21 protein-coding genes are annotated in these 25,740 nt (G+C 62.5%); 9 read left to right on the forward strand and 12 right to left on the reverse strand.

Features of this window, described 5'->3' with window-relative positions; genetic code table 11:
• Positions 1-96: 96 nt before the first annotated feature.
• Both BLW80_RS11780 and BLW80_RS11785 read right to left on the reverse strand, forming a co-directional pair.
• Positions 97-1,161, reverse strand: a complete 1,065-nt coding sequence (locus BLW80_RS11780) for a glycosyltransferase family 4 protein (RefSeq protein ID WP_089266708.1) — start codon at positions 1,159-1,161, stop codon at positions 97-99.
• 1 nt (position 1,162) lies between these two features.
• The gene (locus BLW80_RS11785) at positions 1,163-1,447 is read right to left on the reverse strand and encodes a hypothetical protein (protein WP_139285809.1); all 285 of its coding nucleotides are present in this window, start codon (positions 1,445-1,447) and stop codon (positions 1,163-1,165) included.
• 17 nt (positions 1,448-1,464) lie between these two features.
• Between BLW80_RS11785 and BLW80_RS11790 the strand changes: the two genes are divergently transcribed.
• The 4 genes from BLW80_RS11790 to BLW80_RS11805 all read left to right on the forward strand — a co-directional run bounded on the left by BLW80_RS11790 (position 1,465) and on the right by BLW80_RS11805 (position 7,508).
• Complete coding sequence (locus BLW80_RS11790; RefSeq protein WP_089266712.1) at positions 1,465-3,231, forward strand: ABC transporter ATP-binding protein; 1,767 nt, start codon at positions 1,465-1,467, stop codon at positions 3,229-3,231.
• A gap of 75 nt (positions 3,232-3,306) precedes the next feature.
• Positions 3,307-5,508: an amylo-alpha-1,6-glucosidase gene (locus tag BLW80_RS11795; RefSeq protein WP_093758026.1), complete on the forward strand. Its 2,202-nt coding sequence runs from the start codon at positions 3,307-3,309 to the stop codon at positions 5,506-5,508.
• A gap of 59 nt (positions 5,509-5,567) precedes the next feature.
• Positions 5,568-6,155 carry a PRC-barrel domain-containing protein gene (locus tag BLW80_RS11800; RefSeq protein WP_093758027.1) on the forward strand — a complete coding sequence of 196 codons (588 nt, stop codon included), beginning with the start codon at positions 5,568-5,570 and terminating at the stop codon, positions 6,153-6,155.
• A gap of 87 nt (positions 6,156-6,242) precedes the next feature.
• Positions 6,243-7,508 carry an MFS transporter gene (locus BLW80_RS11805; RefSeq protein ID WP_244528189.1) on the forward strand — a complete coding sequence of 422 codons (1,266 nt, stop codon included), beginning with the start codon at positions 6,243-6,245 and terminating at the stop codon, positions 7,506-7,508.
• On the opposite strand, the gene BLW80_RS11810 is transcribed toward BLW80_RS11805, so the two are convergent.
• The 4 genes from BLW80_RS11810 to BLW80_RS11825 form a co-directional block, all read right to left on the reverse strand.
• Positions 7,505-8,683, reverse strand: a complete 1,179-nt coding sequence (locus BLW80_RS11810) for a pyridoxal-phosphate-dependent aminotransferase family protein (protein ID WP_093758028.1) — start codon at positions 8,681-8,683, stop codon at positions 7,505-7,507. The two genes, BLW80_RS11805 and BLW80_RS11810, sit on opposite strands and share 4 nt — an antisense overlap.
• A gap of 86 nt (positions 8,684-8,769) precedes the next feature.
• Positions 8,770-9,621: an LssY C-terminal domain-containing protein gene (locus tag BLW80_RS11815; protein ID WP_093758029.1), complete on the reverse strand. Its 852-nt coding sequence runs from the start codon at positions 9,619-9,621 to the stop codon at positions 8,770-8,772.
• 53 nt (positions 9,622-9,674) lie between these two features.
• On the reverse strand, positions 9,675-10,400 hold the full coding sequence (locus BLW80_RS11820) for a thermonuclease family protein (RefSeq protein ID WP_089266918.1): 726 nt from the start codon (positions 10,398-10,400) through the stop codon (positions 9,675-9,677).
• A gap of 114 nt (positions 10,401-10,514) precedes the next feature.
• The gene (locus BLW80_RS11825) at positions 10,515-12,251 is read right to left on the reverse strand and encodes a hypothetical protein (RefSeq protein WP_093758030.1); all 1,737 of its coding nucleotides are present in this window, start codon (positions 12,249-12,251) and stop codon (positions 10,515-10,517) included.
• A 351-nt stretch (positions 12,252-12,602) separates the two neighbouring features.
• Here BLW80_RS11825 and BLW80_RS11830 point away from each other — a divergent pair, with 351 nt between their 5' ends.
• Positions 12,603-13,469 carry a caspase family protein gene (locus tag BLW80_RS11830; RefSeq protein WP_089266722.1) on the forward strand — a complete coding sequence of 289 codons (867 nt, stop codon included), beginning with the start codon at positions 12,603-12,605 and terminating at the stop codon, positions 13,467-13,469.
• Between the two features lie 15 nt (positions 13,470-13,484).
• Here the strand turns inward: BLW80_RS11830 and BLW80_RS11835 are convergent, their stop codons facing one another.
• The 5 genes from BLW80_RS11835 to BLW80_RS11855 form a co-directional block, all read right to left on the reverse strand.
• Positions 13,485-14,390, reverse strand: coding sequence for an efflux RND transporter periplasmic adaptor subunit (locus tag BLW80_RS11835; protein ID WP_093758031.1), 906 nt, complete (start codon positions 14,388-14,390; stop codon positions 13,485-13,487).
• A gap of 9 nt (positions 14,391-14,399) precedes the next feature.
• Positions 14,400-17,510 carry an efflux RND transporter permease subunit gene (locus tag BLW80_RS11840; RefSeq protein ID WP_093758032.1) on the reverse strand — a complete coding sequence of 1,037 codons (3,111 nt, stop codon included), beginning with the start codon at positions 17,508-17,510 and terminating at the stop codon, positions 14,400-14,402.
• Positions 17,510-18,373 (reverse strand): efflux RND transporter periplasmic adaptor subunit, encoded by an 864-nt coding sequence (locus BLW80_RS11845; RefSeq protein WP_093758239.1) that lies wholly within the window; start codon positions 18,371-18,373, stop codon positions 17,510-17,512. Before BLW80_RS11845 ends, BLW80_RS11840 begins: the two co-directional genes overlap by 1 nt.
• A 230-nt stretch (positions 18,374-18,603) precedes the next feature.
• Positions 18,604-19,260 (reverse strand): OmpA family protein, encoded by a 657-nt coding sequence (locus tag BLW80_RS11850; RefSeq protein WP_089266920.1) that lies wholly within the window; start codon positions 19,258-19,260, stop codon positions 18,604-18,606.
• A 239-nt stretch (positions 19,261-19,499) separates the two neighbouring features.
• Positions 19,500-20,996, reverse strand: a complete 1,497-nt coding sequence (locus tag BLW80_RS11855; RefSeq protein WP_093758033.1) for a caspase family protein — start codon at positions 20,994-20,996, stop codon at positions 19,500-19,502.
• Positions 20,997-21,258: 262 nt separating this feature from the next.
• Between BLW80_RS11855 and BLW80_RS11860 the strand changes: the two genes are divergently transcribed.
• Positions 21,259-22,071 carry an N-acyl homoserine lactonase family protein gene (locus BLW80_RS11860; protein ID WP_093758034.1) on the forward strand — a complete coding sequence of 271 codons (813 nt, stop codon included), beginning with the start codon at positions 21,259-21,261 and terminating at the stop codon, positions 22,069-22,071.
• Between the two features lie 4 nt (positions 22,072-22,075).
• Here BLW80_RS11860 and BLW80_RS11865 read toward each other — a convergent pair whose 3' ends face one another.
• Positions 22,076-22,549, reverse strand: a complete 474-nt coding sequence (locus tag BLW80_RS11865; RefSeq protein ID WP_089266730.1) for a MarR family winged helix-turn-helix transcriptional regulator — start codon at positions 22,547-22,549, stop codon at positions 22,076-22,078.
• Positions 22,550-22,693: 144 nt separating this feature from the next.
• On the opposite strand from BLW80_RS11865, the gene BLW80_RS11870 reads away from it, so the two are divergent.
• The 3 genes from BLW80_RS11870 (at position 22,694) to BLW80_RS11880 (ending at position 25,651) form a co-directional block, all read left to right on the forward strand.
• Positions 22,694-24,307, forward strand: a complete 1,614-nt coding sequence (locus BLW80_RS11870; protein WP_093758035.1) for an FAD-dependent oxidoreductase — start codon at positions 22,694-22,696, stop codon at positions 24,305-24,307.
• A complete protein-coding gene (locus BLW80_RS11875; RefSeq protein ID WP_093758036.1) occupies positions 24,304-24,519 on the forward strand; it encodes a DUF2783 domain-containing protein in 216 nt (71 codons plus the stop codon). The genes BLW80_RS11870 and BLW80_RS11875 overlap by 4 nt, the downstream gene beginning before the upstream one ends.
• A 181-nt stretch (positions 24,520-24,700) precedes the next feature.
• On the forward strand, positions 24,701-25,651 hold the full coding sequence (locus tag BLW80_RS11880) for an MBL fold metallo-hydrolase (RefSeq protein WP_093758037.1): 951 nt from the start codon (positions 24,701-24,703) through the stop codon (positions 25,649-25,651).
• Positions 25,652-25,740 lie beyond the last annotated feature (89 nt).

The following is a 25,740-nucleotide window of genomic DNA, read 5'->3' on the forward strand; positions in this document are numbered from 1 at the left end:
CGGGCTGTACAGCGGGCCAGTGATTTTGCAGCAGGCCCGCACCAAAAAGGGCGACCCGACGGGCCGCCCTTCGATGCCTTAATTATGCGCTTCAGACTACTCTGCGCTGCTGACCAGTCGCAGCGACACCCTATGCTCCATCATGCTGCGATAGGTGGCCACATAATCCAGAGCCATGCGCCGGGCGGTGAAGCGGGTTTCGAACTGCTTGCGGATCGCTGTACGATCCATGCCGGCGAGACGACCCACCGCGGCAACTGCACTGGTCTCGTCCTCGACGATGAAGCCGGTGAGGGCCTCGTCGATGATCTCCGGCACCGAGCCGCGGTTATAGGCAATGACCGGCGTGCCGCAGGCCATGGATTCGATCATCACCAGGCCAAACGGCTCGGGCCAGTCGATCGGCAGCAACAGACCATAGGCGCCGCTGAGGAATTCCGGCTTCTCCCGGTCGCTGATCTCGCCGATATATTCGACCAGCGGATGATCCATCAGTGGGCGAACGACCTGCTCGTAATAGTCCTCATCCGCGCGGTCGATCTTGGCCGCGATTTTCAGCGGGATGCCGGCGCGGATGGCGATCTTGATCGCGCGGTCGACGCCCTTCTCGGGCGCAATACGCCCGAGCACGGCGAGGTAGCTCGGCGTGATCGGTTGCGGCGTCAGCAATTTCTCGGGAAGGCCGTGATAGATCGTGCGCACGAAATTCGCCTGCGGTACCGGGCGCCGCTGCGCGTTCGAAATCGAAACAACGGGAATCTTGGAGAAAGTCGTGAAGGTCGGCTGATGTTCCGGCAGATCCAGACGGCCGTGCAGCGTCGTGAGAAATGGTGTGGGTTGGCGGGAGAATAGCGAGAACGGATAGTAATCGAGATGGAAATGCAGAACGTCGAATTCGTCGTCGTCACATTTCTGTCTTACGCGCTCGAGCATTTCCATATGGAGGGCGTTGGGATCGCGGACAGAGCCATCGAGCCGCAGCGCCTTCGGCCATCCGGCGTCAAGCTTGCCTGACGTTTGAGAGTCGCCGCTGGCGAACAGCGTAACATCATGCCCCTGCGCCACCAGCTCTTCGGTCAACCAGTGGACGACGCGTTCCGTGCCTCCATAGAGCTTCGGCGGAACGGCTTCTGTCAGCGGAGCAACTTGCGCGATGCGCATTTTACATATCTCCCATGTTGGAAGTGATGAACAACTTCAGCGACGACGTGTCGGTACCGGTATGCCTGAAGCTGGAACGTTCTCGCATCTGCGAGGTTCCTATGTGATCTGCGTAGTTCGTCCACACTGTGGTCTTGCTGATGCCATCACGTTCAACCACGGTTTCTGGAGTGTTAATGCTGCCCGAATGTTGCGCCGAGATGGCGAGAGCGTGGGAAATTCGGGATGGCATCATCTCCATCAGCGGGCGGGGACGCTGTCCGTCGAGATTCTTGTTCTTATTCAACGGGTTTTGACAATCACATGGACAGTCTTTCCGGATATGCGTATCGCCCTTTCGCTTTCGTGATGCGCTACATCAGGATGCGTTCTGCATCGCATCTGATCATCCTGATATCCGTGCTTGCAGCCGTCGCCTGTTCGGTGGGCACGCAGTACGGAATTAAATTTTTAGTCGATGGCCTCTCATCTGGACCTTCGGGAGCCGGTAATACCGTCTGGATCGCATTTGGCGTTCTGATCTCGCTGATCACGGCAGACATGTTCCTGTGGCGCGTGGCCAGCTGGACCGCGAGCTACACATTCGTTGGTGTCACCGGTGATCTCAGGCGCGATATCTTTCGCCATCTGACCGGACACGCACCGAGCTACTTCTCGGATCGGCTGCCCGGCATGCTGACCAGCCGTATCACGGCAACATCCAACGCGGTCTTCACCGTCGAAAACATGTTTGTCTGGAACGTGCTGCCGCCCTGCGTCGCGACATTCGCGGCGATCCTGCTGATTGGAACCGTCAGCCTGCCGATGGCGGCGGGGCTGACAGTGGTGGCGGGCGCGGTGGTCGTGATGATGTTCAAGATGGCCGCGGCCGGCAAGAAACTGCATGACGACTTCGCCAGCAAGGCGGCCGCCGTCGATGGCGAAATGGTCGATGTCATCAACAATATGCCGCTGGTCCGCGCATTCTGCGGATTGAGCTTCGAACATGACCGCTTCGATGAAACGGTCGATCGCGAGCTGAATGCCCGTGGTCGCAGCCTGCGCTACCTTGAGCGTCTGCGCTTGACGCATGCGGCCATCACGGTCGCGCTCACGATCGGGCTACTCGCCTGGGCGATCATGCTATGGCAACGCGGCGGTGCCAGCACCGGCGACGTCGTTCTGATCTGTACGCTCGGTCTCTCGATTCTGCATGCGACGCGAGATCTTGCGGTGGCGCTCGTGGATGTCACGCAACATGTTGCGCGCTTGTCCGAGGCGCTGTCCACATTGCTGGTGCCGCATGAGCTTAGCGATCATCCCGAGGCCGAGCCGCTGGTGAAGTCGGGCGCAGCGATCGCCTTCAACAATATCTCGTTTCGTTATCCCGGCGGTCTGCAGGTGTTCGACAAGTTCACGTTGCGGCTCAATGCCGGGCAGCGGGTCGGGCTCGTCGGCCAATCCGGCGGCGGCAAGTCGAGCCTGTTCGTGCTGTTGCAGCGCTTCTATGACGTCCAGGATGGCAGCATCACCATCGATGGCCAGGATATTTCACGCGTGACCCAGCACAGCCTGCGTCATGCAATCTCCGTGGTACCGCAGGACATCTCATTGTTCCATCGCTCCATCATGGAGAACATCCGGTATGGACGTCCCGAGGCGACGGATGACGAGGTATTGCGTGCAGCCATTTCGGCGCGTTGCGACTTCGTCGAGACGCTGCCGGAAGGCCTTCACACCATGGTCGGGGACCGCGGCGTCAAACTGTCCGGCGGGCAGCGCCAGCGCATCGCCATTGCACGCGCCTTCCTGAAGGACGCGCCCATTCTGCTGCTGGATGAGGCGACGGCTGCCCTCGACAGTGAATCGGAAGAGGCGATTCGTGAGGCGCTGGCGCGTCTGATGCGTGGTCGCACGGTAATCGCGATCGCGCATCGCCTCGCGACGTTGCGGAATTTCGATCGCGTGGTCATGCTGCAGAGCGGCAAGATCATTGAGGACGGCAAACCTGATCATCTGATGCAGGGCGAGGGGCCGTATCGGGAACTCGTCACACAGGAAATGAGCCGTCTCGCGCAGCACGCAGCCTGACGACTCAGTTATCCTCTCCATGCGCTGTGTTTATCTTCGTGCCTGTCTTCACCTTACAACCGGCCGAGGTCATCCATGCCCATCGAAGCCGCCGCGACCAAGTTGAACGCTATCGCCGATCAAAAGGCGGTCGAGTCGCCGTTCTACATTCCGATGACGGGCCCTGCTTCGCGCCCACGACGTGCGCTCAAGCACGACGATACGTTTGTGGTGCTCGACAGTCATGGTGACATTGGCGCGTCCGCGGGCGGGCCGGATGGCTTGTTCAATGCCGATACGCGCTATCTCGCGCGGCTGGAGCTGGCGCTGAACGATGTTCAGCCGCTTCTGCTCGGCTCGAATCTGCGCGATGACAACTCGTCGCTGACCGTCGATCTGACCAATCCGGATATCTATCGCAACGGCCGCCTCGTGCTGCAGAAAGATATGCTGCACATCGTGCGCACCTTCTTCCTGTGGCGCGGTGCGGCTTATCAGCGGATCGGTCTGCAAAATCACGGCGAACACCGTGCCAGTTTCGATCTGACGCTGTCATTCGACAATGACTTTGCCGATCTGTTCGAGGTGCGCGGCGAAAAGCGCAAGCATCGCGGCATCGCCACCAGTCGCCTGGTCGGGCCCAGTGACGTTGCGCTGGAATATACCGGCCTCGACGGCAAGCCGCTCAGCACGATGGCGCATTTCGATCCGCGCCCGACGCGGCTGGCGGCCAATACCGCGACCTACCACTTCGAGCTGAAGCCGCAGCAAACGACGTCACTGTTCGTTGCTGTCAGTTGCAACGCCGAGGTCGGCCACAAGCCTGTACCGTTCTTTCGTGGGCTGCTCGCGCACCGCCGCGAGATGCGCAATTTCAGCAAGGGTGCGGCGACGGTCGAGACCTCGAACGATATTTTCAACGAGGTGCTTTGCCAGGCGATGGCCGATCTCAGTATCCTGATGACGAATACGCCGCAGGGGCGATATCCCTATGCCGGTATTCCCTGGTATTCGACGACATTCGGTCGCGATGGTCTGATCACGGCGCTGCAGCTGTTGTGGATCGATCCACGCGTGGCGCGCGGCGTGCTGAAACGGCTTGCGGCGTTTCAGGCGAAGTCGGTCGATCCGCTTGCGGATGCCGAGCCCGGCAAGATTCTGCACGAAATGCGCGGCGGCGAGATGGCTGCGCTCCGCGAAGTCCCGTTCGCGCAATATTACGGCAGCGTCGACTCCACGCCGCTCTTTGTGATGCTCGCGGGGATGTATGTCGAGCGCACCGGCGATGATGAGACCCTGCGTGAGCTGTGGCCGGCCGTTGAGGCGGCCCTCGGATGGATCGATGGTCCCGGCGATCCCGACAAGGATGGCTTTGTCGAATATCAGCGCGCGACCGAACAGGGACTGCAGAACCAGGGCTGGAAAGATTCGTATGACGCCATCTTCCATGCCGATGGAAAGCTCGCTGAGGGCAATATCGCACTGGCGGAGGTGCAGGGCTATGTCTTCGCCGCCAAGCATCTCGCGTCGCGTCTCGCATTGCGCATAGGCCTGCCCGACAAGGCCCGGCAGCTTGAGGCCGAAGCGGAGCAACTTGCTGCGCGGTTCGAGGAAGCTTTCTGGTGCGAGGAACTCGGCACCTATGCGCTTGCGCTCGACGGCAAGAAGATGCCTTGCGCGGTTCGTGCCTCCAATGCGGGACAGTTGCTGTTCACAGGCATCGTCCGTGAAGACCGTGCACGCATGGTCGCCGCCGACCTGATGCGTCCGCATTTCTTCACCGGCTGGGGCATTCGTACCATTGCGCGCGGCGAGGCGCGCTACAATCCCATGTCCTATCATGACGGCTCGATCTGGCCGCACGACAATGCGCTGATCACACTCGGTCTGGCACGCTATGGCCTGAAGCATTCGGTCGAGGCTGTCTTCAAAGGCCTGTTCGACACCGCGGCCTATATGGACCTGCGACGATTGCCGGAATTGTTCTGCGGCTTCCAGCGCGAAAAACGCCGCGGCCCGACCTTGTATCCGGTGGCTTGCGCGCCGCAGGCCTGGGCCAGCGCAACGCCGTATACCCTGCTCGAGGCAGCGCTAGGAATCGAATTCGATGTCGCGCGCGGCGAAATTCGTTTCCGCGATCCGCGGCTGCCCGCCTTCCTGCAATACGTCATTTTGCGCGATCTTCAGCTCGGCGAATCCAGCGTCGATCTCTGCCTGCGCAAACACGAGAACGATGTGTCGTTGGAAGTGCTGCGGACCCGCGGTCAAATCCAGGTGTCGATCGTGCTGACGCATTGACGCGTCGCCTGGCGCTGGGGTCGTGCCCATCAGCGAAACGCGTGAGTGAGGGAGTTTCCATGCCTGCAATTCGCATCGTTGCCGGATTGGCTGTAGCGTTGGCGTTGAACGCCGTGGCCGTGTGCCAGGCGGCGGATGCGCCTGTGCCTCCGCCCGCGACGTCAGAGAAATCCACCCCTGAAGCGCAGCCGTCCGTGCCGTCGCCCGCACCGGATGCGGCTGCGGTGCAGCCGGCAGCGCCACCGGTCGCGTCCACGCCTCCTGCGCCTGTCGCCAAGCCGCCATCGGTTACGGTGATCGACGCTTTCGATGCCAAAGGCATTCTCGGCCGCGACGTGCGCAGTCCCGCAAGCGAGAATATGGGACGCATTGCCGACGTGATCGTCGATCGCGCGGGGCAGGTGCGCGGCGCGGTCATCGACTTCGGCGGATTCCTCGGGGTCGGCTCGCGCAAGATCGTGGTCGATTGGGGTGCGCTGCATTTCTGGAACGTGGCCGACAAGACCGCCAGCATCACGCTCGATCTTACACGCGAGCAGGTGCGTGCTGCGCCGGAATACAAGGACGACCAGCCCATCGTCGTGCTCGGCGCGTCCGGCACACTGACGCCGCTGAGGTTTCCGCCTCTCACCATGCAGGAGCGCTAATTGGCGGTTCACGCGACCACACGTGCAGCCGATCTCTCCCGCCGCGACGATGTCGCGGCGGTGCCCGAGGTCGCCTGTGCGCCGGGGATTGCGCCGGAGTCCGAGCTGGGCCCGCAGGAGCCGCAGCGGAGTCCTGAGCCATCGAAGCAGAGCCTGCGCGGGCTCGACTGGTTCATCTTCTTTCTCGCCGATGTGCAAACCGGATTCGGTCCGTTCGTTGCGGTCTATCTCACCACACAGAAATGGACCCAGGTCGAGATCGGCTTCGTGCTGTCGATCGGGGGCATCGTCGCGCTGCTCGGCCAAATTCCGGGTGGCGCGATCATCGATGCGGCGCGCTCGACGCGGCTGGTCGCCGGCGCCGCGGTCGCAACGATCGGCGGCTGTGCGCTGGCCTATGCCGCGCTGCCGGTGTTTCCTGTCATCGTCGCGGCAGCGACGCTGCATGCGATGGCGAGCTGTGTGCTCGGCCCCGCGATTGCCGCTATCAGCCTGGGGCTGGTCGGGCCGCTGCGGATCGGCGAACGGCTCGGGCGCAACGCACGCTTTGCGTCACTCGGCAACGGCGTCGCGGCCGCCGTGATGGGGACTTGCGGCTATCTGCTGTCCACCCGGTCGGTGTTCATCGTCACCTTCTTGCTGGCGCTGCCGGTGCTTTATGCGCTGTCGCGGATTCGGCCTCAGGAGATCAATCCTGCACAGGCGCATGGTGCGGGCACCAAGGAAGCCGAGAGCCATAAACCGATCCGCTTCCGCGATCTGGTGCGGCAGAAGCCGCTGTTGATTTTCGCCTGCGCTGTGCTGCTGCTGCAGCTTGCCAATGCCGCGATGCTGCCTTTGATGGCGGGCGTCGTCACGACGCGCTCGGCCGACTGGGCACCGGCGCTGATCGCCTTCTGCATCGTGGTCCCGCAGGCCATCGTCGCGGCGACCTCACCGACGGTCGGCCGAAAGGCGCAGCAATGGGGCCGTCGGCCACTGCTGCTGATCGCCTTCGCCGCGCTCGTGATCCGCGGATTGCTGTTCGCCGTGGTCACCGACCCGTTTGCGCTGGTCGCCGTGCAGATCTTCGACGGCGTCACTGCTGCCGTGTTCAGCGTGATGATCCCGCTGATCGTCGCCGACATCGCTTTTGGCAGCGGGCGCTTCAGCCTTGCGCAAGGCATTGTCGGAACAGCCACCGGCATCGGCGCGTCGCTCAGTACGGTGACCGCCGGCTTCGTCGCCGACAAGCTCGGCGCGCCGGTTGCCTTTGTCGGTCTGGCCTGCGTCGCCGGGCTCGGCCTCTTGTTGATCTGGCTCGTGATGCCCGAAACCCGCCGCGACCACGGCGAGGTTGAGAGCGGACCTTAGGGCGCGACACTCTCGCCGAGGAAGTTGACCGCCGCCGTGACGCCGCCCTTGCCGTGCGGAATGCCGAGCGCCTGCAGTCCCATCTCGATCACGCCGAGCGTTCCGAGAATCATGGGCGCGTTGACATGGCCCATATGGGCGATGCGGAATGCTTTTCCGTGCAGGTCGCCGATGCCGACGCCGAGAATGACGCCGCATTTATCGCGGCAGTAATCGAGCAGCGGCGTCGGGTTGTCCATCCGCACCGTCGTGACCGTGTTGCCGCGTTCTTTCGGCTCGATGATATTGAAGCTCAGCACGCCGCCATCGGCCCATACGGCAACGGCGCGGCGCACGGCTTCCGCCAGCAATCGATGGCGCTGGAACACGTTGACCAGCGTCTCGTCGAACAGCATGTCAATGGCCTGACGCTGCGCGAACATCAGGTGCACCGGCGCGGTGCCCGAATGTTTCCGGTAGTGCTCGTCGCCGTCGCGCTCGGTCCAATCCCAATAGGGCGTGCGCAGATTGGCAGTTTTGTGCACTTCGCGCGCGCGGTCATTGGCGGCGACATAGCCGAGGCCGGGCGGTGTCATCAGGCCTTTCTGCGAGCCGGACATGGCGACATCGATGCCCCATGCATCCATCTCGAACGGCATGCAGCCGAGCGAAGCCACGGTGTCGACCATGAACAATGCGGGATGACCGGCGGCCTTGATCGCCTTGCCGATGGCTTCAATGTCGTTGAACGCGCCTGACGCCGTGTCGATCTGCACTGCAAGCACAGCCTTGATCTCGTGCCTGGCGTCTTGTCGCAACGTTGCTTCAACCTCGGCAGGACGAATGGCGCGATTCCAGTCGCCCTTCAGGCTCTGCACGTCGACGCCCATGGCGCGCGCAGCATGCCCCCAGCCGACCGCGAAACGCCCGCTTTCCAGCACCAGAATCTTGTCGCCGCGCGACAGCACATTGGTGAGCGTCGCTTCCCAGGCACCATGCCCGTTGGCGATGTACATATAGGTGTTGCCTTTAGTGGCGAACAACGTGCCGATATCGCGCAGCAGCCCGAATGTGAGCTGCACCATTTCCTTGGAGTAGATATCCAGCGGCGGACGATGCATCGCCCGCAATACTTCGTCTGGCATCGTGGTGGGGCCGGGGATGGCGAGAAATTCACGACCTGCACGAACGACCATTTTCAATCCTTGTTGGTATTTTTAGCCATGGTGCCATGGCGCAGCGCGAAATCAAAGCGCGTGTGAGGTGGTTTGAATTTCACCGCTTAGTGAGTCAGCGCATCACGCCCGATCACATTCGCGATGGCCTGGAAGATCTGGTCCTTGATCTCGGTCGCCGCCGGGCTCGGGATCGTCTCGGGAGGGCCGTCGTGTTTGGCGCAGGCCACCACGAGCCGCAGGATCCAGACTTCGCCATCGGTGTAGTACAGGTCACCGCCGCCATTGTGGCCGGCGACGGTTGGCCCGATTCCTGTGACCTGATATTTGGCCTCGACCATGCCGGCCTTTTCGAGGTCGCCTGCGAGTACCGCGCGCTCCGCGTCGATATCGGCAGCGATATGATGCGTGATCGCGCCGGTGTATTTGCTGATCCCGACGCTGCGATCGAAAGTCGCATCGCCGAGCCAGACCGGGCGATCTTCCTGTCCCTTGTCGAGTACCTTCCAGAGCCGGATGTGGTGGCGATGATCAGCGCTGTTGCCGACCGGCTTCTCGAAAGCGAGATCCTCGCGGCGGCCGAGGTAAACCAGCGGGCTCACCGGTGCTTCGCGATAGGGGCGGTCGAGCAGGACGCTGCCGACAATCTCGAGGGACGAGCGCAAGGTTACGGGATCGGCGGGATACCAGCCGGCAGCATGCATCGCGCACAGCACGTCCTTCTTGTCGCCGATCAGGCCGACATTGATCGGATCGCCGGGAATACCTTGTGCGGTCATCGTCGTCATCGGCAATCCGGCAAGGCTCTTCTGGTGCTCGTAATGAGTCCAGAGTTCCGGGAGCAGCAGATAGGCGATGCCGCCATAGATGATCAAAGCGAGCAGCGTCAGCCGCGCCGCCCGGAATGTCCGGCTGCGGCGTTGTTTTTGCGCAATGACATCCGTCTGCAGGTCAGCCACGGTTCCGCTCGATCGAATCTGAGCGGGGAACCTGCCACGTCAGCGCCACGATGTCATCGGCGGGTCTCGCGGCAGCCGGCGGCTTCGGCCTCTTCTTTAGAGCAAAACCAGCGTGTTCCCTTGCTGATCCGCATGCTGATCTTGGCATACCAGCGGCTTTCGGGCGTGTGGTAGATGCAGACGCCGGCCCGGTTGACGTTGCCCTTGATCCGGCAGGCTGGAGACGGCGCCACGTGGCCGGATGCCGAGGCCAGCAGGATCGGCAAGGCATCCTCCGGAGGCTTGATCGAGCCGAGAATGGTGGTTTTCTTGTTGCGTACGCGCCAGTCCCAGGGCGCAAAGAACGCGCCGGCCCAAAGTCCGGCCTTGGCCTCACGTGCGGCTTTCTCGTCGGCATCATAGGCATGCGAGAAGCGCACATAGGAGAGCGCCCAGCCGCTCTTCACCATCCATTGGCTGATGTCCTCGCCGTCCACCTCGCATTTGGCGACCGAGCGACCGAAGCGATCGGTCCGTAGCACGTGGCAGGTCCAGCTCTTGTCGCCGACATGTTCAACAAGCGCTTCATGCGCTGCGACACCGCAGGTCCAGCGCTCGCCAGCGGCATTCAGGCACAACTGATCGAGGCCGGGCGAGTCCATGCCGGCGAGCCGGATGCGGGTCGCGCCAATGGTCATCTGGTCGCCATCGCGAATCTTCGGCACCCCGGTCACGTCGGCGGCCTGTGCCAGTGCGGGAATGCAAAGCATCGCGATAAAAAGTGAGAAGGTGCGGAACATGCGCATCGAACCGTTTGATTGCAAAATCATGACGACAATCCGGAGACAGTGCGGGCATTTCGCCGTGCATGCCAGCGCGGTCGCTCCTTCATACCTTCAACTTCGCGCGATGACCTATGCCGCGTGGCCATTCATCATTCTCCGCCGCGCCAGCGCGAGACCCATCAGCACGAAGGCTGAGGTCACTTCGGGACCGCCGACGAGAATCCGTGTCGGCGTTTTCATCTTGTTCCATTCATAGGCCTTGAACGGACCCTTGCGGCCGCCTTCGCCTGTTGCCGTGATGATGCAGCGCAGCGCAGGTGCGAAATGCGCGAGCTCGCCGCCGAGATGTCCAAGCGCGATCAGTGCGAGTGCCGCATCGAAAGTATTCATCTCGCGCGCAATCAACTCATCCTGTACATAAGCGAGCACACGCAGGCGGATGAAGTCGAACGTGCCGTCGGTATCGATGGCTTGTTGTGTCTCGGCCGGCAATTCACGGAAAGCCGCATAGCAGCGGCCGAAATAGGCGCTGTAGAGCTCCGGCAGATAGTAGATGTGCGATTTCGGATCGGCGAAGGCGCCGGATGCCACCAGGCGGCGCTGGAAGCCGATGATCCGCTGCATCGTTTCCAGACGTGTCGGCGTCTCCATCACCTTCCAGCGGACGAGATTCCGGAACGAGACTTCGAGCACGTCGAGATTGAGTGTCGGATCGAGATCGTTGCCATAGGGCCGCTCGCCCGCGAGATTGTCGATCCATGTGACGATGGCGCCGTCATAGTCGATATGGTCGTTGAGCGGCACGGTGACCATCGGTTCGTTGCTGCCGTTGCCGACCTGATAGCCGGCATAGAAGTCGAGTAGGGGTTGATCGAGGATCGGATCGGTCGAGCCGGCCTGTGTGGCGGCGGAGAACGAGCAGGCGGTGGTGTCGCAGTCCGGCACATAGATGCCGAAGCCGAGATCCTGCTTGATCTGTGCGAAGAGGCGGCTGAAGCGCGGATGCGGCGGCGGCGCCAGCGCGGTGATCACGTTCACGCTCGTCCCGTCATGCGAGCGGACTTCCTCGCGGCTGGTGACCAGGCAGAATTCAACCATCGCATCGATGGCGCGGTGCGAGGATGTCGTCTGGTCCGGCGACGGCAGCCCGGTTTCGCCGAAGCTGAGCAGCGCCTCGGTGAAGAACGCGTCGTAATAGGCCGAGCGATGCCGGATCTGCACCGGCTCCCACATGGGTTCGGCAATTCCGGTCCATGGCGGATTGATGAGTTTTCCGGCCGGCGAGCGGGCGATGAAGATACGCGCGAGGGTGAACAACAGCGTCGAGTTCTTGTAGCCGCGCGAATTCAGGCCCGTCAGAGCCATCAGGAAATCGCGGCCATGCATGTCGGGATCGCCGATCAGGTTGAATGCCGCGTAAGTAGGAATGAAGCCGTTGCGGTCGAACGAGCGCAGCAGATGCGCGCCGCAGGCCTTGATGACATTGTCGATCTCGCCCAGCGACGGTGCCTGCGCTGACGCCGTCACCGGCTTCGGCTCTGGATGGCTCAATGTGACCGTGTCGAGCAGCTCGGCGATGGGCTGGCCGATGGCTTTCCAATCGGGGCTCGCGTCGTCGCGCGCCGCTCTCAGGGCCTGCTGTATGGCTTTGAACCGCGCGGGGTCACGCAACTCGGGCAGGCCGGCGCGACAGAGCAATGGACGGAGCGCAGGATTGCCGAGCGCAGTTTTGTAGAACTTGACGATATGGGCGTCGCCGCCGGTGTGCTTGTGGAATAGGGGGTCGCAGAGGTCGTAAAGCGACGGGCCGACCTTGCTGGCTGTCAGCGCGCGGTATGCGGCGCCGGCAAAATAAGTCACACCCATGAGGTTTCTTTCAGTGCCGCCCCCTGCGCACGCCTCGAAAACCGCCCGCCGCTGCTGCGGCGCAATCGCTTCCCGACACCTGCAAGCCTTTGAAAACTTGCACGAATCGGTCGAGATTACAATTGCGTGAAGCGCAAGCCCGTTCAAGACCTTAGCCTGGTCAGTCAGTAACCCTGTCTTAAATCCCGGCCTTTACCGGTTGCCCGGGTGGGCTCGACGGGTTAACAACCAGTTTGCTGCGATGCCGCAAATTGAGCGCATTTAATACTCATTGGTTTGGCATCCCTTCAAACCTATTTCGACGTTCGCGCGACCCACGGTTGCGCCTGAACGATGAGCAGGAATGACGTTATGAACGTACGGCAGTTTCGCGTATCCCGTCGCTCGATCACTGTGGCCGCAGCTTTTGTCGGCCTGGTGTCGCTGGTGCTTGGCGCCAATGCCGCGCTGAACAAGCGCTCGCTGGAAGCCGCACAGGCCGAGACGGTAACCGGGACGATCAATCCCGTGACGAAGGCGTCGCGCATCGCGCTGGTGATCGGCAACGGTCATTACCCCGACGCTGGCGCGCCGCTGAGCCAGCCGATCAATGATGCACGTGCCATGACGAGCGCACTCCGCCGCGACGGTTTCGACGTCGATGTGGTGGAAGACGCGACCCGCGATGACATGACCCGCGCTGTCGAGCGCCTGAAGGCCAAGATCAAGCCTGAAACCGTCGTGATGCTGTATTTCGGTGGCTATGGCGTTCAGGTTGGCCGCCAGAGCTACATGATCCCGGTCGATGCTGCGATCTGGAAAGAGCGTGACATCCGCCGCGATGGCATGAGCGTCGAGGCCGTTCTCGATATCATGAAGGAGCAGGGTGCCCAGGCCAAACTGGTCGTGTTGGATGCGTCCCGCCGCAATCCCTATGAGCGTCGTTTCCGCGGTTACTCCCGTGGTCTCGCGCCGATCGATGTTCCTGAGAATGCCCTGATCCTGACCTCGGCGACGCCAGGCAAGGTTGCCGACGATGTGGATGGTCAGAACAGCCTGCTCGCAACCGAATTGCTGAAGAACATGAAGGCCAAGCCGGCGAGTGCCGAGTCCGTCTTCACCAACACCCGCGTTGCGGTTACCCGCGCGACTGCCGGTGAGCAGGTTCCTGCGGTGTCGTCGTCGCTCGTTGAGGATATCCTGCTCGGCGATAGCGCAACGGCCAAGGCCGGCAGCTAAGCTTTCCCATCGCGTTTACTTGTTAGCGTCTGCGCTGGCCATCACCGGACGAACCGGATCGCCTTCGCGCAACAAGGCGCCTGCCCGCGCGACGATCACATCGCCATCGCTCAAACCTTCGCGTACCTCCACGCGTCCGCCTGACATCAGCCCGATCTCGACGCGGCGCGTCTCGATGCGCTGCCGCCGGACCACCTGCACGACGGTCCCGCCAGCACTGTAGAGAACGGCGGTCAATGGCACCGCGACGCCGCAGCTTTCGCCAGTCTTGATGATGGCACGCGCGTAGGAATTGCTCATCAGCCGCCGGGCCGAGGTGATCGAGACCACGACCTGGCCGAGCTGGCTGTTGGGCTCCACGGTGGAGGCGACGCGTTTCACTTTACCGTCCAGCTCTCCAGCGCCGATCACCTTGACCTTGACCGGCTGATCGACTTTCAGCTTCGGCAGGTCGCGCGTCGGTACCTGGCCGATGAATTCGAATTCGCTCCGCGCGATGATGCTGAAAAGAGCCTCGCCCTTGGCCGATGCGAGTGATCCGACAACGGCGGAAGAGGCGCTGACCAATCCTGCGACCGTGGCCTGAACTTGAAGCGATCCGCCTTCCGGTGGCGTCAGGCGTGCGAGGATCTGGCCCGCAGTGACGTTCTCGCCGGCATCGACCATGACCTCTGCGACCTTGAGGCCCGGGCGATCCGGACGGATCGAGACTTCCTCGCGCGGAATCAGGATGCCGGAGACTTCGACGGTGGCGGAGAAGCAGGACTTCGCGGCGGTCAGCACGGTCACTGCTGCACCCTTCGGGGCATCAGCAGGATCGTCGGCGGCCAGAGCCGGCTGGGTGAACACGCATAGCGACAGCGCGACCAGCAATCTGGCCCATGTGGTGGTTCGCTTGGAAGAGGCGACGGACAGGGTCATTGCTTTTGCCTATTTGTGCGGGACGGCGGGTGGTTGACCGTTTTGCGGGTCTTCCTCGCCGCTCGACACCAGCAGCTTGCGCCCGAAGCGCCATGCCAATTGTCCGACATCGTCCATCATCATGAACATCGCCGGCACGAACAGCAGCGACAGCGCCGTCGAGAAGATCAGCCCGCCAATGATAGCAAGCGCCATCGGCGAGCGGAACTCGCCGCCGGCGCCGAAGGCCAGCGCGGACGGCATCATGCCAGCGACCATGGCAACGGTGGTCATCACGATCGGCCGCGCGCGCTTCATGCCGGCGTCGATGATCGCGACCTCTCGCGGCTTGCCTTCGCGAATGGCTTCCACTGCAAATTCCACCAGCATGATCGCGTTCTTGGTGACGATGCCCATCAGCATCAGGATGCCGATCCACACCGGTGTCGTCAGTTGCTTGCCCGTCAGGAGCAGCGCCAGGATCGCGCCGCCGATCGAGAGCGGCAGTGAGAACAGGATGGTGATCGGCTGCAGGAACGTGCCGAACAGCAGCACCAGCACCGCATAGACCATCATCAGGCCTGCCGAGATCGCGGTGGCGAAACCATCCGCGAGTTCGTTCAGGCTTTCGGCGTCGCCGGACTGCTTGACGCTGACATTCTTCGGCAGGCTCTTCATGACCGGTAGTTCGTAGATTTTCTTCAGGGCATCGCCGAGTGCGGCGGTGCCCACGAGATCCGCGGCCACGGTGGCCTGACGTTCTCTGTCGTAGCGGTTGATGCTGGTCGGTCCCTGATCGAGCTTGATGTCGGCAACGACGGAGAGCGGCACACCGCCGCGGCCGCCACCAAGTGGCACCCGCAATTGTTCGAGAATCTGGAAGTCTGCGCGTGCCGTGTCTTCGAGCTGCACGCGGATCGGCACCAGGCGATCGCCGGCATCGAATTTCGCCAGAGCGGGACCGACGTCGCCGATGGTGGCGACGCGGATGGTTTCCGACAGGCTCTCGGTGGAGACGCCGAGCCGTGCCGCCAGATCGGCGCGCGGCTGTACGCGTAGCTCAGGACGATCCAGCGAGGTTTCCGAGATCACGTTGGAAATCAACGGAATGCGCTTCATCTGTGTTGCCAGTTCGCTGGCGACATTGGCGACGATATTGCTGTCGGTGCCGGTCACTACCAGCGAGATGGCGCGCAGCCCGTTTTCGTCGAGGAACCAGTAGCGGATATCCGGAACGCTTTCGAGTTCCTTGCTGATATCGAGTTCGAGCAGGCGCTGTGTATGTGCGCTGTCGCGTTCGCTCTTTGGAGTGTAGTTGATGATCAGAGCTGCGCGCCGCACTTCATAGGTGCCGGGAGGAACGTGACCGCCATCGACGAACACGCTCTTCACCTCAGGTCGCTTGCGGAGCCGCGCAACGATGTCTTCGGTGACCTTTTCGGTGTAAGCGAGCTGCGATCCCGGTGGCAATTCCATCGCCATGAGCGAACGCGCCGTGTCCTGGGCCGGCAGGAAGCCCTGCGGTAGCAGCTGGATGCTCCAGATCGACAGTGCGAAGACGGCGAGACCGAACAGAACCGTCACGTAGTAGCGCTTCACCGACAGGGTCACGAGCTTGTTGTAGGCCTGCAGGATGCGCCGGGGGGGCGGGTCGTCGTGCTTGTGATCTTTCAGGAAGTATGCGGCCAGCACGGGCGTGACGAAGCGTGCCGCCAATAGTGAGAAGAATACCTGCACCGACACGGTGATGCCGAACTGCTTGAAGAATTGTCCGGCGATGCCGGACATGAAGCTGGCCGGGGCAAAGATCGCGATAATGGTGAGGCTGATGGCGATCACGGCGAGGCCGATTTCGTCGGCCGCTTCCAGCGCGGCGCGATAGGGCGATTTGCCCATCCGCATATGCCGCACGATGTTCTCGATCTCGACGATGGCGTCATCGACGAGAATACCTGTCGAGAGCGTGATGGCGAGGAAACTCACGAGGTTGAGCGAGAAGCCGAGCAGGTCCATCGCCCAGAAGGCCGGAAAGATCGACAGCGGGAGCGAGATCGCGGCGATGACCGTGGCGCGCAGGTCGCGCAGGAAGAAGAACACGACGATGACGGCAAGCGCTGCGCCTTCGAACAGCGTCGAGATTGCAGCTTCGTAATTGCCCTTGGTGAAGTCGACCGACGTGTCGATCAGTTTCAGATCGACATCGGGATAGGACGCCTTCAGCGCATCGATGCGTTTCTGCACGGCCGCGGCGACAACCACATCGCTTGCGCCCTTGGAGCGCTTGATGCCCAGCGCCACCACCGGTTCGCCGTTGAAGCGCGCAAAGGTACGGCGGTCGGCGATGGTGTCGGTGACGGTGCCGAGATCTTCGAGCCGCACTTCGCCGCCGGACGGCAGGCTGATCATGGTGCCGGCGAGTTCATTCAGTGTTTTCGCGCCCGCCAGTGTGCGAATGGCCTGATCGTTCTTGCCGATTTCGGCGCGGCCGCCGGCGAGGTCCACATTGGTGCCGCGCAGACGTCTGGAGACGTCGACGGCGGTAAGGCCTGCGGCCTGCAAGCGGTCGGGATCGAGCGAGACTAGGATTTCGCGCTCGACGCCGCCGATGCGCTCGACCTGTGCGACGTTGCGCACGCCCTGCAGCGCGCGCTTGACCACGTCATCGACGAACCACGACAGCTGCTCCGGCGTCTTGCCCGGCGAGATCGCGGCGTAGGTCACGATCGGCAGGCCGATCACGTCGACGCGCTGGATCAGCGGTTCATTGACATTCTGGGGGAGATTGGCGCGCACGCGCGTCACGGCGTCCTTGACGTCGTTCAGCGCGCGGTCGGTATTGGTTTCCAGCGCGAATTGCACCGTGGTGACCGACAGGCCGTCAGTGATCGACGACGAGATGTGGCGCACGCCTTCAACGCCGGAGACGCCGTCTTCGATGGTCTTGGTGACCTGCGCTTCAAGTTCCGCGGGCGCCGCGCCGAATTGCGAGACAGCGACCGAGATCACCGGAATGTCCGCGCTCGGCAGCCGCGTGATCGCCAGCTTGGTGAAGCTGATCCAGCCGAGTACCAGAAGAATGATCGAGAAGACGATGGACGGAAGCGGATGGCGGATCGACCATGCCGAGATATTCATTGCCATTAACGCACCCGCGATCGATCGAGGTCATCGGCGAACATGGTCTGGACCTTGTCGCCGTCATGAAGTGATGTGCCGGCATCGGCGACGACGATGTCGCCCACCTCGACGCCTTCAAGAATTTCCGTCGACGTATCGGACACCAGCCCGACTTTTACCCGTCGGGTCTCGATGGTGTTGCCCTTCACGAGCTGCACCATGAAGTGTTCGATCGCCGAGCGCGGGATCGCGACGCCGCAGCTGCGCTTGGCGTCGATGCTGGCGCGGGCGAAGACACCGACCTTGAGCGACGGGTTGCTGGCCAGTGACAGCCGGACATGGCCGAGCTGTGTCACGCGGTCGATCTGTGGCGACACCAGCCGCACCTTGCCGAAAATATCGGGCTGATCGTCTCGGCTGATCCGCGCTGTGACGCCGGGGTTGAGTTTGAGGATGTGGATGCTCGGCACTTCCGCATCGAGCTCGAGCTCGTTGTGGATGGCGATCCTGAACATCGGCCCGGCCTGCGGCGAGGCCGGCGCGCCGACGATGGTGTTCACGGAGGTAATCAGACCTGCCGCGGGGGCGCGCAGCGTCACAGGATTCGGGCGTGCATTGCCTGCTGTCGACGGCGGTATCAGCCGGGCCAGTTCCTGGTTCTCGGTGACGGTGTCGCCTTCGCGGACCAGCACTTCGGAAACCTTCGAACCTTCGGTATCCACGCCGACCACGGCCTCGCGGCGCGGAACCACGAAGCCAGTGACCCGCACGAGATCCGAGAAGCAGGCATTGGTGGCCTTGGCGACGATCACCATGGCGCCATTCGGCGAAGCGGAGCCGGCGGGTGCGGGTTCAGCGGCGAAGCCGATAGTGGTGGTTGCGACCATGATGGCCGCCAGCGACAGACATGCGAGAGAGGGGGAGAAGCAGGCAAAAGCCTTCATTGCGAGATCGATCCACTTGGTATTACGGAGCACCAGGGGCATTCGATCGGTGCGGCGGCAGGTCGGGGCAATCTATACAGGATATCCGCGATCACCACAGCAAACAGCGTCCCGCGTGGCGCGGAACGCTGTGGTGCGGCAATCCGCAGCAAGCTCAGAGGTACCACCGAGCTCTATTGGGATGCGGTGGTCTTGTTCGCCATATTCACCACCTGAACGCGGCGGTTGGACGGATCGGTCGGCGCAACGCCGGCCTTCGGCTTGCCCTTGCCATAGCCAACGGTGACCAGGTCGGCGCCGGCGATGCCGTATTTGTCCGTCAGATAGCGCTTGATGGCATCGGCGCGGCGCTCCGAGAGATCCTGGTTGTATTCTTCGCCGCCGACCGCGTCGGTATGGCCGGCGACCACGAAGGTCGCGCCCTTGAGATCTTCGCTGCTCAGGGCCTTGCCGAGGGCCTGCACCGAGGACAGCGACTTCTTGCTGATATTCGCCGAGTTGTAGTCGAAGGTAATTTCCAGATCGATCGCCGGCTTTGTCTGGGCGACGGCGGCGATCTGCTCGCGCTCGCCGATCGACAGCGACCGCGTGCTGCGATTGCGAAGGGAGTCGACGAACTTGCCTTCGGCGGCATTGACGGCCGGCTCGGCCGGCGGCGTCATCGACAGACCGCGGGTCAGCGGCTTCTTCGGCGCTAATGCACGCAGGATCTGGTCGGAGGTCACTTCCTCAGCCGCTGCGGCGATGCCTGCGGTCAGCGACAGGGCGACGCTGATCATGGCGATCGTGCGAAGTGCCTTGAAGCCGGGGCGTGCGGATGTGTTTGACATGGGTGCATCCTTCATTTCGGCGCGCAAAACGCGCTTGAATCAAATCCAACAAAATCTGGTGCCGGATCGCTTCAGGATGGCTTCCGGCTTGCCATCAATAGTGTCCGCTCGCGCGCCGCAGGTTCAAACCGGGCTTGCGACTTTCCTACGATTTTCTTGCGACTTTCCTGCGAAATCCTGGTGACCTCTGGGGATCATCGGCTGGCGTGCTATCGCGCGCTGTCCTATCGGACGCCGTTCTATCGAACGCCGTAGCTGGCAAATTCCTTGACGATGTCCGGGTCCATGGCCTTGGCATTGGTGATGTCGAGATCGCCTTCAGCCGTCTGGCCGAGGCGATGTTTGGCGAGCCCGCGGCCATAGAGCGATGAGGTCAGCTGCGGATTGATCTTCAGCGCAGCGTCGAAATCCGCAATCGCGTTCTTGCTCTGGCCGTTCTTGAGGTTGACCAGGCCGCGGCTGTCCAGCGCATCGACAAAATTCGGGCGCAGGCGCAGCGCTTCGTTGCAGTCCTTGAGCGCGGCGGCGAGGTCGCCGGTCACGGTGCGTGCCCAGCAACGATTGTTGTAGGCCTCGACATCCTTGGGATTCAGTTTGATCGTGGCGTCGAAATCCTTGATCGCAGCGGAATAGGCGCCTTTGCTGGCATAGACCTGGCCACGGCGATACAGCGCGCCGGCGTCTTCCGGATTATCGGTCAGCTTGACGTTCAGCGATTTGACGGTCGGATCCTCCGCCAGCGCCAGCAGGATCTTGTTTTCGTCGCGAGGAACTTCGGCGGCGACGGCAGGGGCAGGAGTCGGTGCCGCGGCCGGCGCAGGCGCTGCTGCCGGAGCGGCCGGCGTGGGTGCAGCAGGCGCGGGGGCGACAGGTGCGGCGACGACTTCCGGCTTGGCCACAGCAGAGGGGCGCGGTGTCGCAGCCGGCGCCGGGTCGGCCGGCTTGGCTTCCGCCACAGCGGCTGATGCCGGGCGCGTTCCCGCTATGAAAGAGAAGTCTTCCGCCAGCGACGACGAAATCCACGGCACCTGCTCGCTGCGCGACGCGCGGGTGACGTTGACGCGGGTTCGGTTCAGCGTCTGCTCGGCGGTGAGATCCGGAACCCGGATTTCCTTCAGCAATTCGCTGACAAACAACCCATGATCGCCGCCGCCATCGCTGACGACCGAGCTCAGCGCCGCCGAATACATCACAAGCGTGCCGCTCGGTGCGATCACCGGAGCGAGCCCGGCGGAGAAGCTGCGGAACCGGCGTTCGAACGGATTGCGGCGAGATGCGTCCAAAAGCGCAATCTTGACGCCGGCGCCGCGGCCGTTGATCTCGCCCAGCACGGTCTCGAGGCTGAAGCCGTCGCGGCGCACGTCGGGCTCGGTCCAGATCTGGGCATCGACCGGGATCATGTAACTCTGGCGCGCGGACTGGATGCCGAAGCCGCTGAAGAACACCAGGGCGACCGAGCCGGGCTTCACCTTGCCGTAGAATTTGTCGAGCGCCCGGCGCATGCCGTCACCGCCGAGATTTTCCCCGGTATCGACCTCAAATCCGTCACGCTTCAATTCGGCAGCGACGTCGCGGGCGTCGTTGATGGGCTCTTTGAGCGGTGTCTCGGCGTCCGGATATTTCGCATTGCCGATCACCAGTGCGATCCGGTGGGTCCGATCTTCCGCGGCGGAGGCCTGCCAGATGGGCGTGGCAGCAAACGTCAGGAGAGCGATCAGAGCAATGCGCATTTTCATAATGAAACCGGTCCAGACTTGAGGGCGCTGTCCAAGCTGTGGCTTGCGCCGCAGCGACACTAATCCACGCCATTCGCATTATCAAACCGGCGTGATCGCGGCTGTCAACGTGCGGTGCTATCGCGTCCATTCACCTCACCACGCGTCCGGCGTTGTCGCTGCAGTCCCGGTTCCCGGTCATTCCGGTGGCTGGAACGGTTTGACCTTTCCCGGCAGCAATGGCTTGTTGCGCATAACAACGATCGGGAACGGGACGGGACGAATGAGCGTGACTTACGAAATCTATGCGATCCGCTATGCCACGATGACGCCGCGGACGCCGCAGATGAATTATCTCGCACCCGATCCCCATGAGACCGCGGCGGCCGATCTCGATTATTTCATCTGGCTGATCCGCGGCGGCGGCCGCGACATTCTTGTCGATACCGGCTTCAACGAGGTCGCCGCGAAAGAACGCAGCCGCAAGCTCACGATCAATCCGATCGATGCGCTGGCCGATTTCGGCGTTCGCGCGGCGGACATCCGCGACGTCATTGTCACGCATCTGCATTACGATCATGCCGGCAATCTCGATCGCCTCCCCAATGCCAGGTTCCATCTGCAGGACCGCGAGATGAGCTACGCGACGGGCCGCTGCATGTGCAACGGGCTGCTGCGGCATCCGTTCTCGGCGGAAGACGTCACCTTGATGGTGCGTCACGTGTTCAATGAGCGCGTCACGTTCCACAATGGCGATGGCGAGGTTGCGCCGGGCGTCACGCTGCACCGCGTTGGCGGCCATTCCGATGGTCTGCAGATCGTGCGCGTGCAAACCGCGCGCGGTCCAGTGGTGCTCGCCTCGGACGCCTCGCATTACTACGGCAACATGCAGCGCCGCAGCCCGTTTCCGATCGTCTACAATATCGGCGACATGTGCGACGGCTGGACCACCTGCGAGCGCCTTGCCGGCCACCCCGATCGCATCATTCCCGGCCATGATCCGCTGGTGCGTGAGCTCTATCCGCGCGTCGAGGGCAGCAAGGCCGATGCCTATGCGCTGCACGAGATGCCATCGCGCTCCTTTGTGAAAGACTAATCGCTCAATAGGCGCCGGCCTTTTGCCCATGCCGCGTCTGCACGAGGTCGAGGCTACGCTCGATCTTGCCGAGTGCGGCGGCGAAGTCCTTGCGCTCCTGCGCCGTCAGGCATGACAGGATGTCGCGCTCTTTGCTTAGCAGGCGCGGGATCAGTTCTTCATAGAGCGCTGTGCCTTTCGCGGAGAGACGCAGTTCGAAGGCGCGGCGGTCGTCTTCGTTTTCGACCCGTTCGATGAGTTCGCGGTCCAGCAGGGCCGTCACCGCCCGGCTGATGGTGGATTTGTGGGTGCGCGTGCATTGCGAAATGAACTGCGCGCTGCAGGCGTCGTCGCGAAAGCCCAGCGTGGCGATGACGCGCCATTCCGGAATATCGAGCCCATAGCGTACCTGATATTCGTCGGACAGTGCGGCGCTGACCTCCGCGGCCAGCCGGTTGAGCCGGAACGGAACGAACTGAAACAGGTCGAATTTTGCCACGGAGCCACCAATTCTGCTGTTGACGCCGCCACGGGTCCGGCGTTTAGATGGTTGCAAATGAGACTATCTTAGAGGGAGTGCGATCCGTTGGCCAGACCAGCGTTGATCCGAAAATACATCCGGTTGCAGGGCGGGGTCTGAGCCATGGCGCAGCATGTCCGCCAGTTTGCCTATCGTCGCCATGCCGATCAGGCACGCCCTGCCGTTGATGCAGCGTGTCATCCCGTTGTGATCGTCGGCGCCGGGCCGGTGGGTCTATCGCTGGCCATCGATCTGGCGCAGCGGGGCCAGCGCGTGGTGCTGCTCGACGACGCCGATCGCATCGGCGACGGCTCGCGCGCCATCTGTTTCTCGAAGCGCTCGCTCGAATATTGGGATCGTCTCGGCGTCGCCCATCGCATGATCGACAAGGGCGTGGTGTGGAAGGTCGGCAAGATCTTTCTCGGACCGGACATGCTGTATCAGTTCGATCTGCTGCCCGAGACCGGCCACAAGATGCCGGCCTTCATCAACCTGCAGCAATATTACGCTGAATCCTTTCTGGTCGATCGCGTGCATCAATTGCCGGAGATCGATCTGCGCTGGCGCAACAAGGTCATCGCGCTGGCGCAGCACAACGATCACGCCGAACTCACCATCGAGACGCCCGATGGGCCTTACACGCTGCGCGCCGACTATGTCGTTGCCTGCGATGGGGCCCGCTCCGGGCTGCGCGGCATGGTTGGCGCGGACTTTTCCGGCGAGGTATTCGAGGATCAGTTCCTGATCGCCGACGTCAAGATGACCGCGGAATTCCCGACCGAACGCTGGTTCTGGTTCGATCCGCCATTCCATTCCGGCCAGTCCGCACTGCTGCATCGTCAGCCCGACGATGTCTGGCGTATCGATCTGCAGCTCGGGCCAGATGCAGACCCCGCCGAGGAGCGGCAGCCGGAGAAGGTGCGGCCGCGCATCGCACGCATGCTCGGCCACGATGATTTCGATTTCGAGTGGATCTCGGTCTACAAATTCCAGTGCCGCCGCATGCAGCGCTTCCTGCATGAGCGCGTGATCTTCGCCGGCGACGCCGCGCATCAAGTGTCGCCTTTCGGCGCGCGGGGCGCCAATTCCGGCCTCGAAGACGCCGAGAATATCGCCTGGAAGCTCGCACTGGTGCTGGCTGGCGATGCGCCGGCGTCGTTGCTGGCGAGCTATGACGCCGAGCGTGGTCCGGCCGCGGACGAGAACATCCGAGCCTCGACCCATGCCACGGATTTTATCGCGCCGCATTCGAAGCAGGAGCAGCGCATGCGGCAAGCCGTGTTGTCGCTTGCCAGGGAGGCCGATTTCGCCAAGCGGATGATCAATGGCGGCCGGCTGTCGGTGCCGTCGGTCTATCAGACGCCGCTCTCGACGACCGATAGCGACGACTGGTCTGTCGGTCCTCAGCCGGGCGCGCATATGCCGGACGCGCCGCTCGCGACTGACGACGGCGCACATGTATTTCTCTCGGAATGTTTCGCGGGGGCGGGTCGCGGTTTCACCGTATTGCACTCGGATGGTCAGGCGATCGAACTGCCCGAGGGCGTGGCGCGTCTGGTCGTCGGCGATGATGCGGCGCTGCGCGACGAGACCGGGTTGTTCAAGGCGCGCTACGGTGCCGATCCCGGAAACGCCTATCTGCTGCGTCCCGATGGTTATGTCGCTGCGCGTTTCCGGCATCCGACGCCGCAGGCGATCAAGGCCGCGGTCGCGCGTGCCTCCGGGAGGCCGTCATGACGGCACTATCCATGACGTCCAACTTCGCCAGTCCCGACGACGCCTATCGTGTGATCGTCGAGGCGCATCGCGGATTGACCGACGATCAAAGCGCGGCGCTCGATACGGCACTGGTGCTGATCCTCGCCAATCATATCGGCGATGCCGCTGTGCTCGGTGACGCGATTGCGCTGGCGAAGCGGCGGCTGCCGAATGTGAGGGACGAGAAATGACAAAACTCGTCATTCCGGGGCGAGGGCGGCGTCAGCCGCACGCGAACCTCAGCCACTCCAATTGGAGTGGCGGGGAATCTCGGCATGTTCATCACTCCGGGATTCCGGGTCTGCACTGCAGTCGCTGCGCGACTTACGTGCATCCCGGAATGACGACCTAGATCTGCAAAGGAATAGATAGATGACCAAGGGTTTCGCATCCACGACCGACATGACCGAGAAGAAGGTCACCTTCTCGGAGATCGGTACCGATCTATATGCCTTTACGGCCGAGGGCGATCCGAACTCGGCTGTCATTGTCGGCGATGACGGTTGCATCGTATTCGACGCGCAGGCGACGCCGGCGATGGCCAACAAGGTGATCGAGCGCGTGCGAACCGTCACCGACAAGCCGATCAAATATGTCGTGCTGTCGCATTATCACGCGGTGCGCGTGCTCGGTGCGTCCGCCTACAAGGCGCAGGGCGTGGTCGCGTCGCAGGAAACCTATCGGCTGGTGGAAGAACGTGGTCAGCAGGACTGGGATTCCGAATTCGGCCGCTTCCCGCGCCTGTTCCAGGATGCTGAGAGCATTCCCGGCCTGACCTGGCCAACGCTCACTTTTGAAGGCGAGATGTCGATCTTCCTCGGCAAGCGCGAGGTGCGCCTGATGCAGCTCGGCGCCGGTCATACGTCGGGGGATATCGTCGCCTGGGTGCCCGATGCCGAAGTCATGTTCTCCGGCGATCTCATCGAGTATCATTCGGCCTGCTACTGCGGCGATGCGCTGCTGCGCGAATGGCCGTCGACGCTGAACGAGATTCGTGCGTTCAACCCGAAGGCAATTGCGCCGGGCCGCGGCGATGCACTGAAAGGGCTGGAGACGACCCGCGAGGCGATCGCGATGACGCGTGACTTCGTGATGTCGCTCTACGGCGCGGCGGAGCTGTCAGTCGCCAAAGGGCGCAGCCTGAAGGAGACCATGGCGGCGACCCGCGACGTCATGGACAAGAAGTTTTCGAGCTTTGCGATCTACGAGCACTGCCTGCCGTTCAATGTATCCCGCGCCTTCGATGAAGCTTCGGGAATCGACGACCCCGTGATCTGGACCGACAAGCGCGACCGGGAAATGTGGGCCGCGCTCCAAGGGTAACCTAGTAGATTCGTCATTGCGAGCGAAGCGAAGCAATCCAGAAGGTCACAAAGGAAGACTGGATTGCTTCGTCGCAAGCGCTCCTCGCA

The sequence above is a fragment of the Tardiphaga sp. OK245 genome, assembly GCF_900108575.1.
In the GTDB taxonomy this organism is placed as follows: domain Bacteria; phylum Pseudomonadota; class Alphaproteobacteria; order Rhizobiales; family Xanthobacteraceae; genus Tardiphaga; species Tardiphaga robiniae.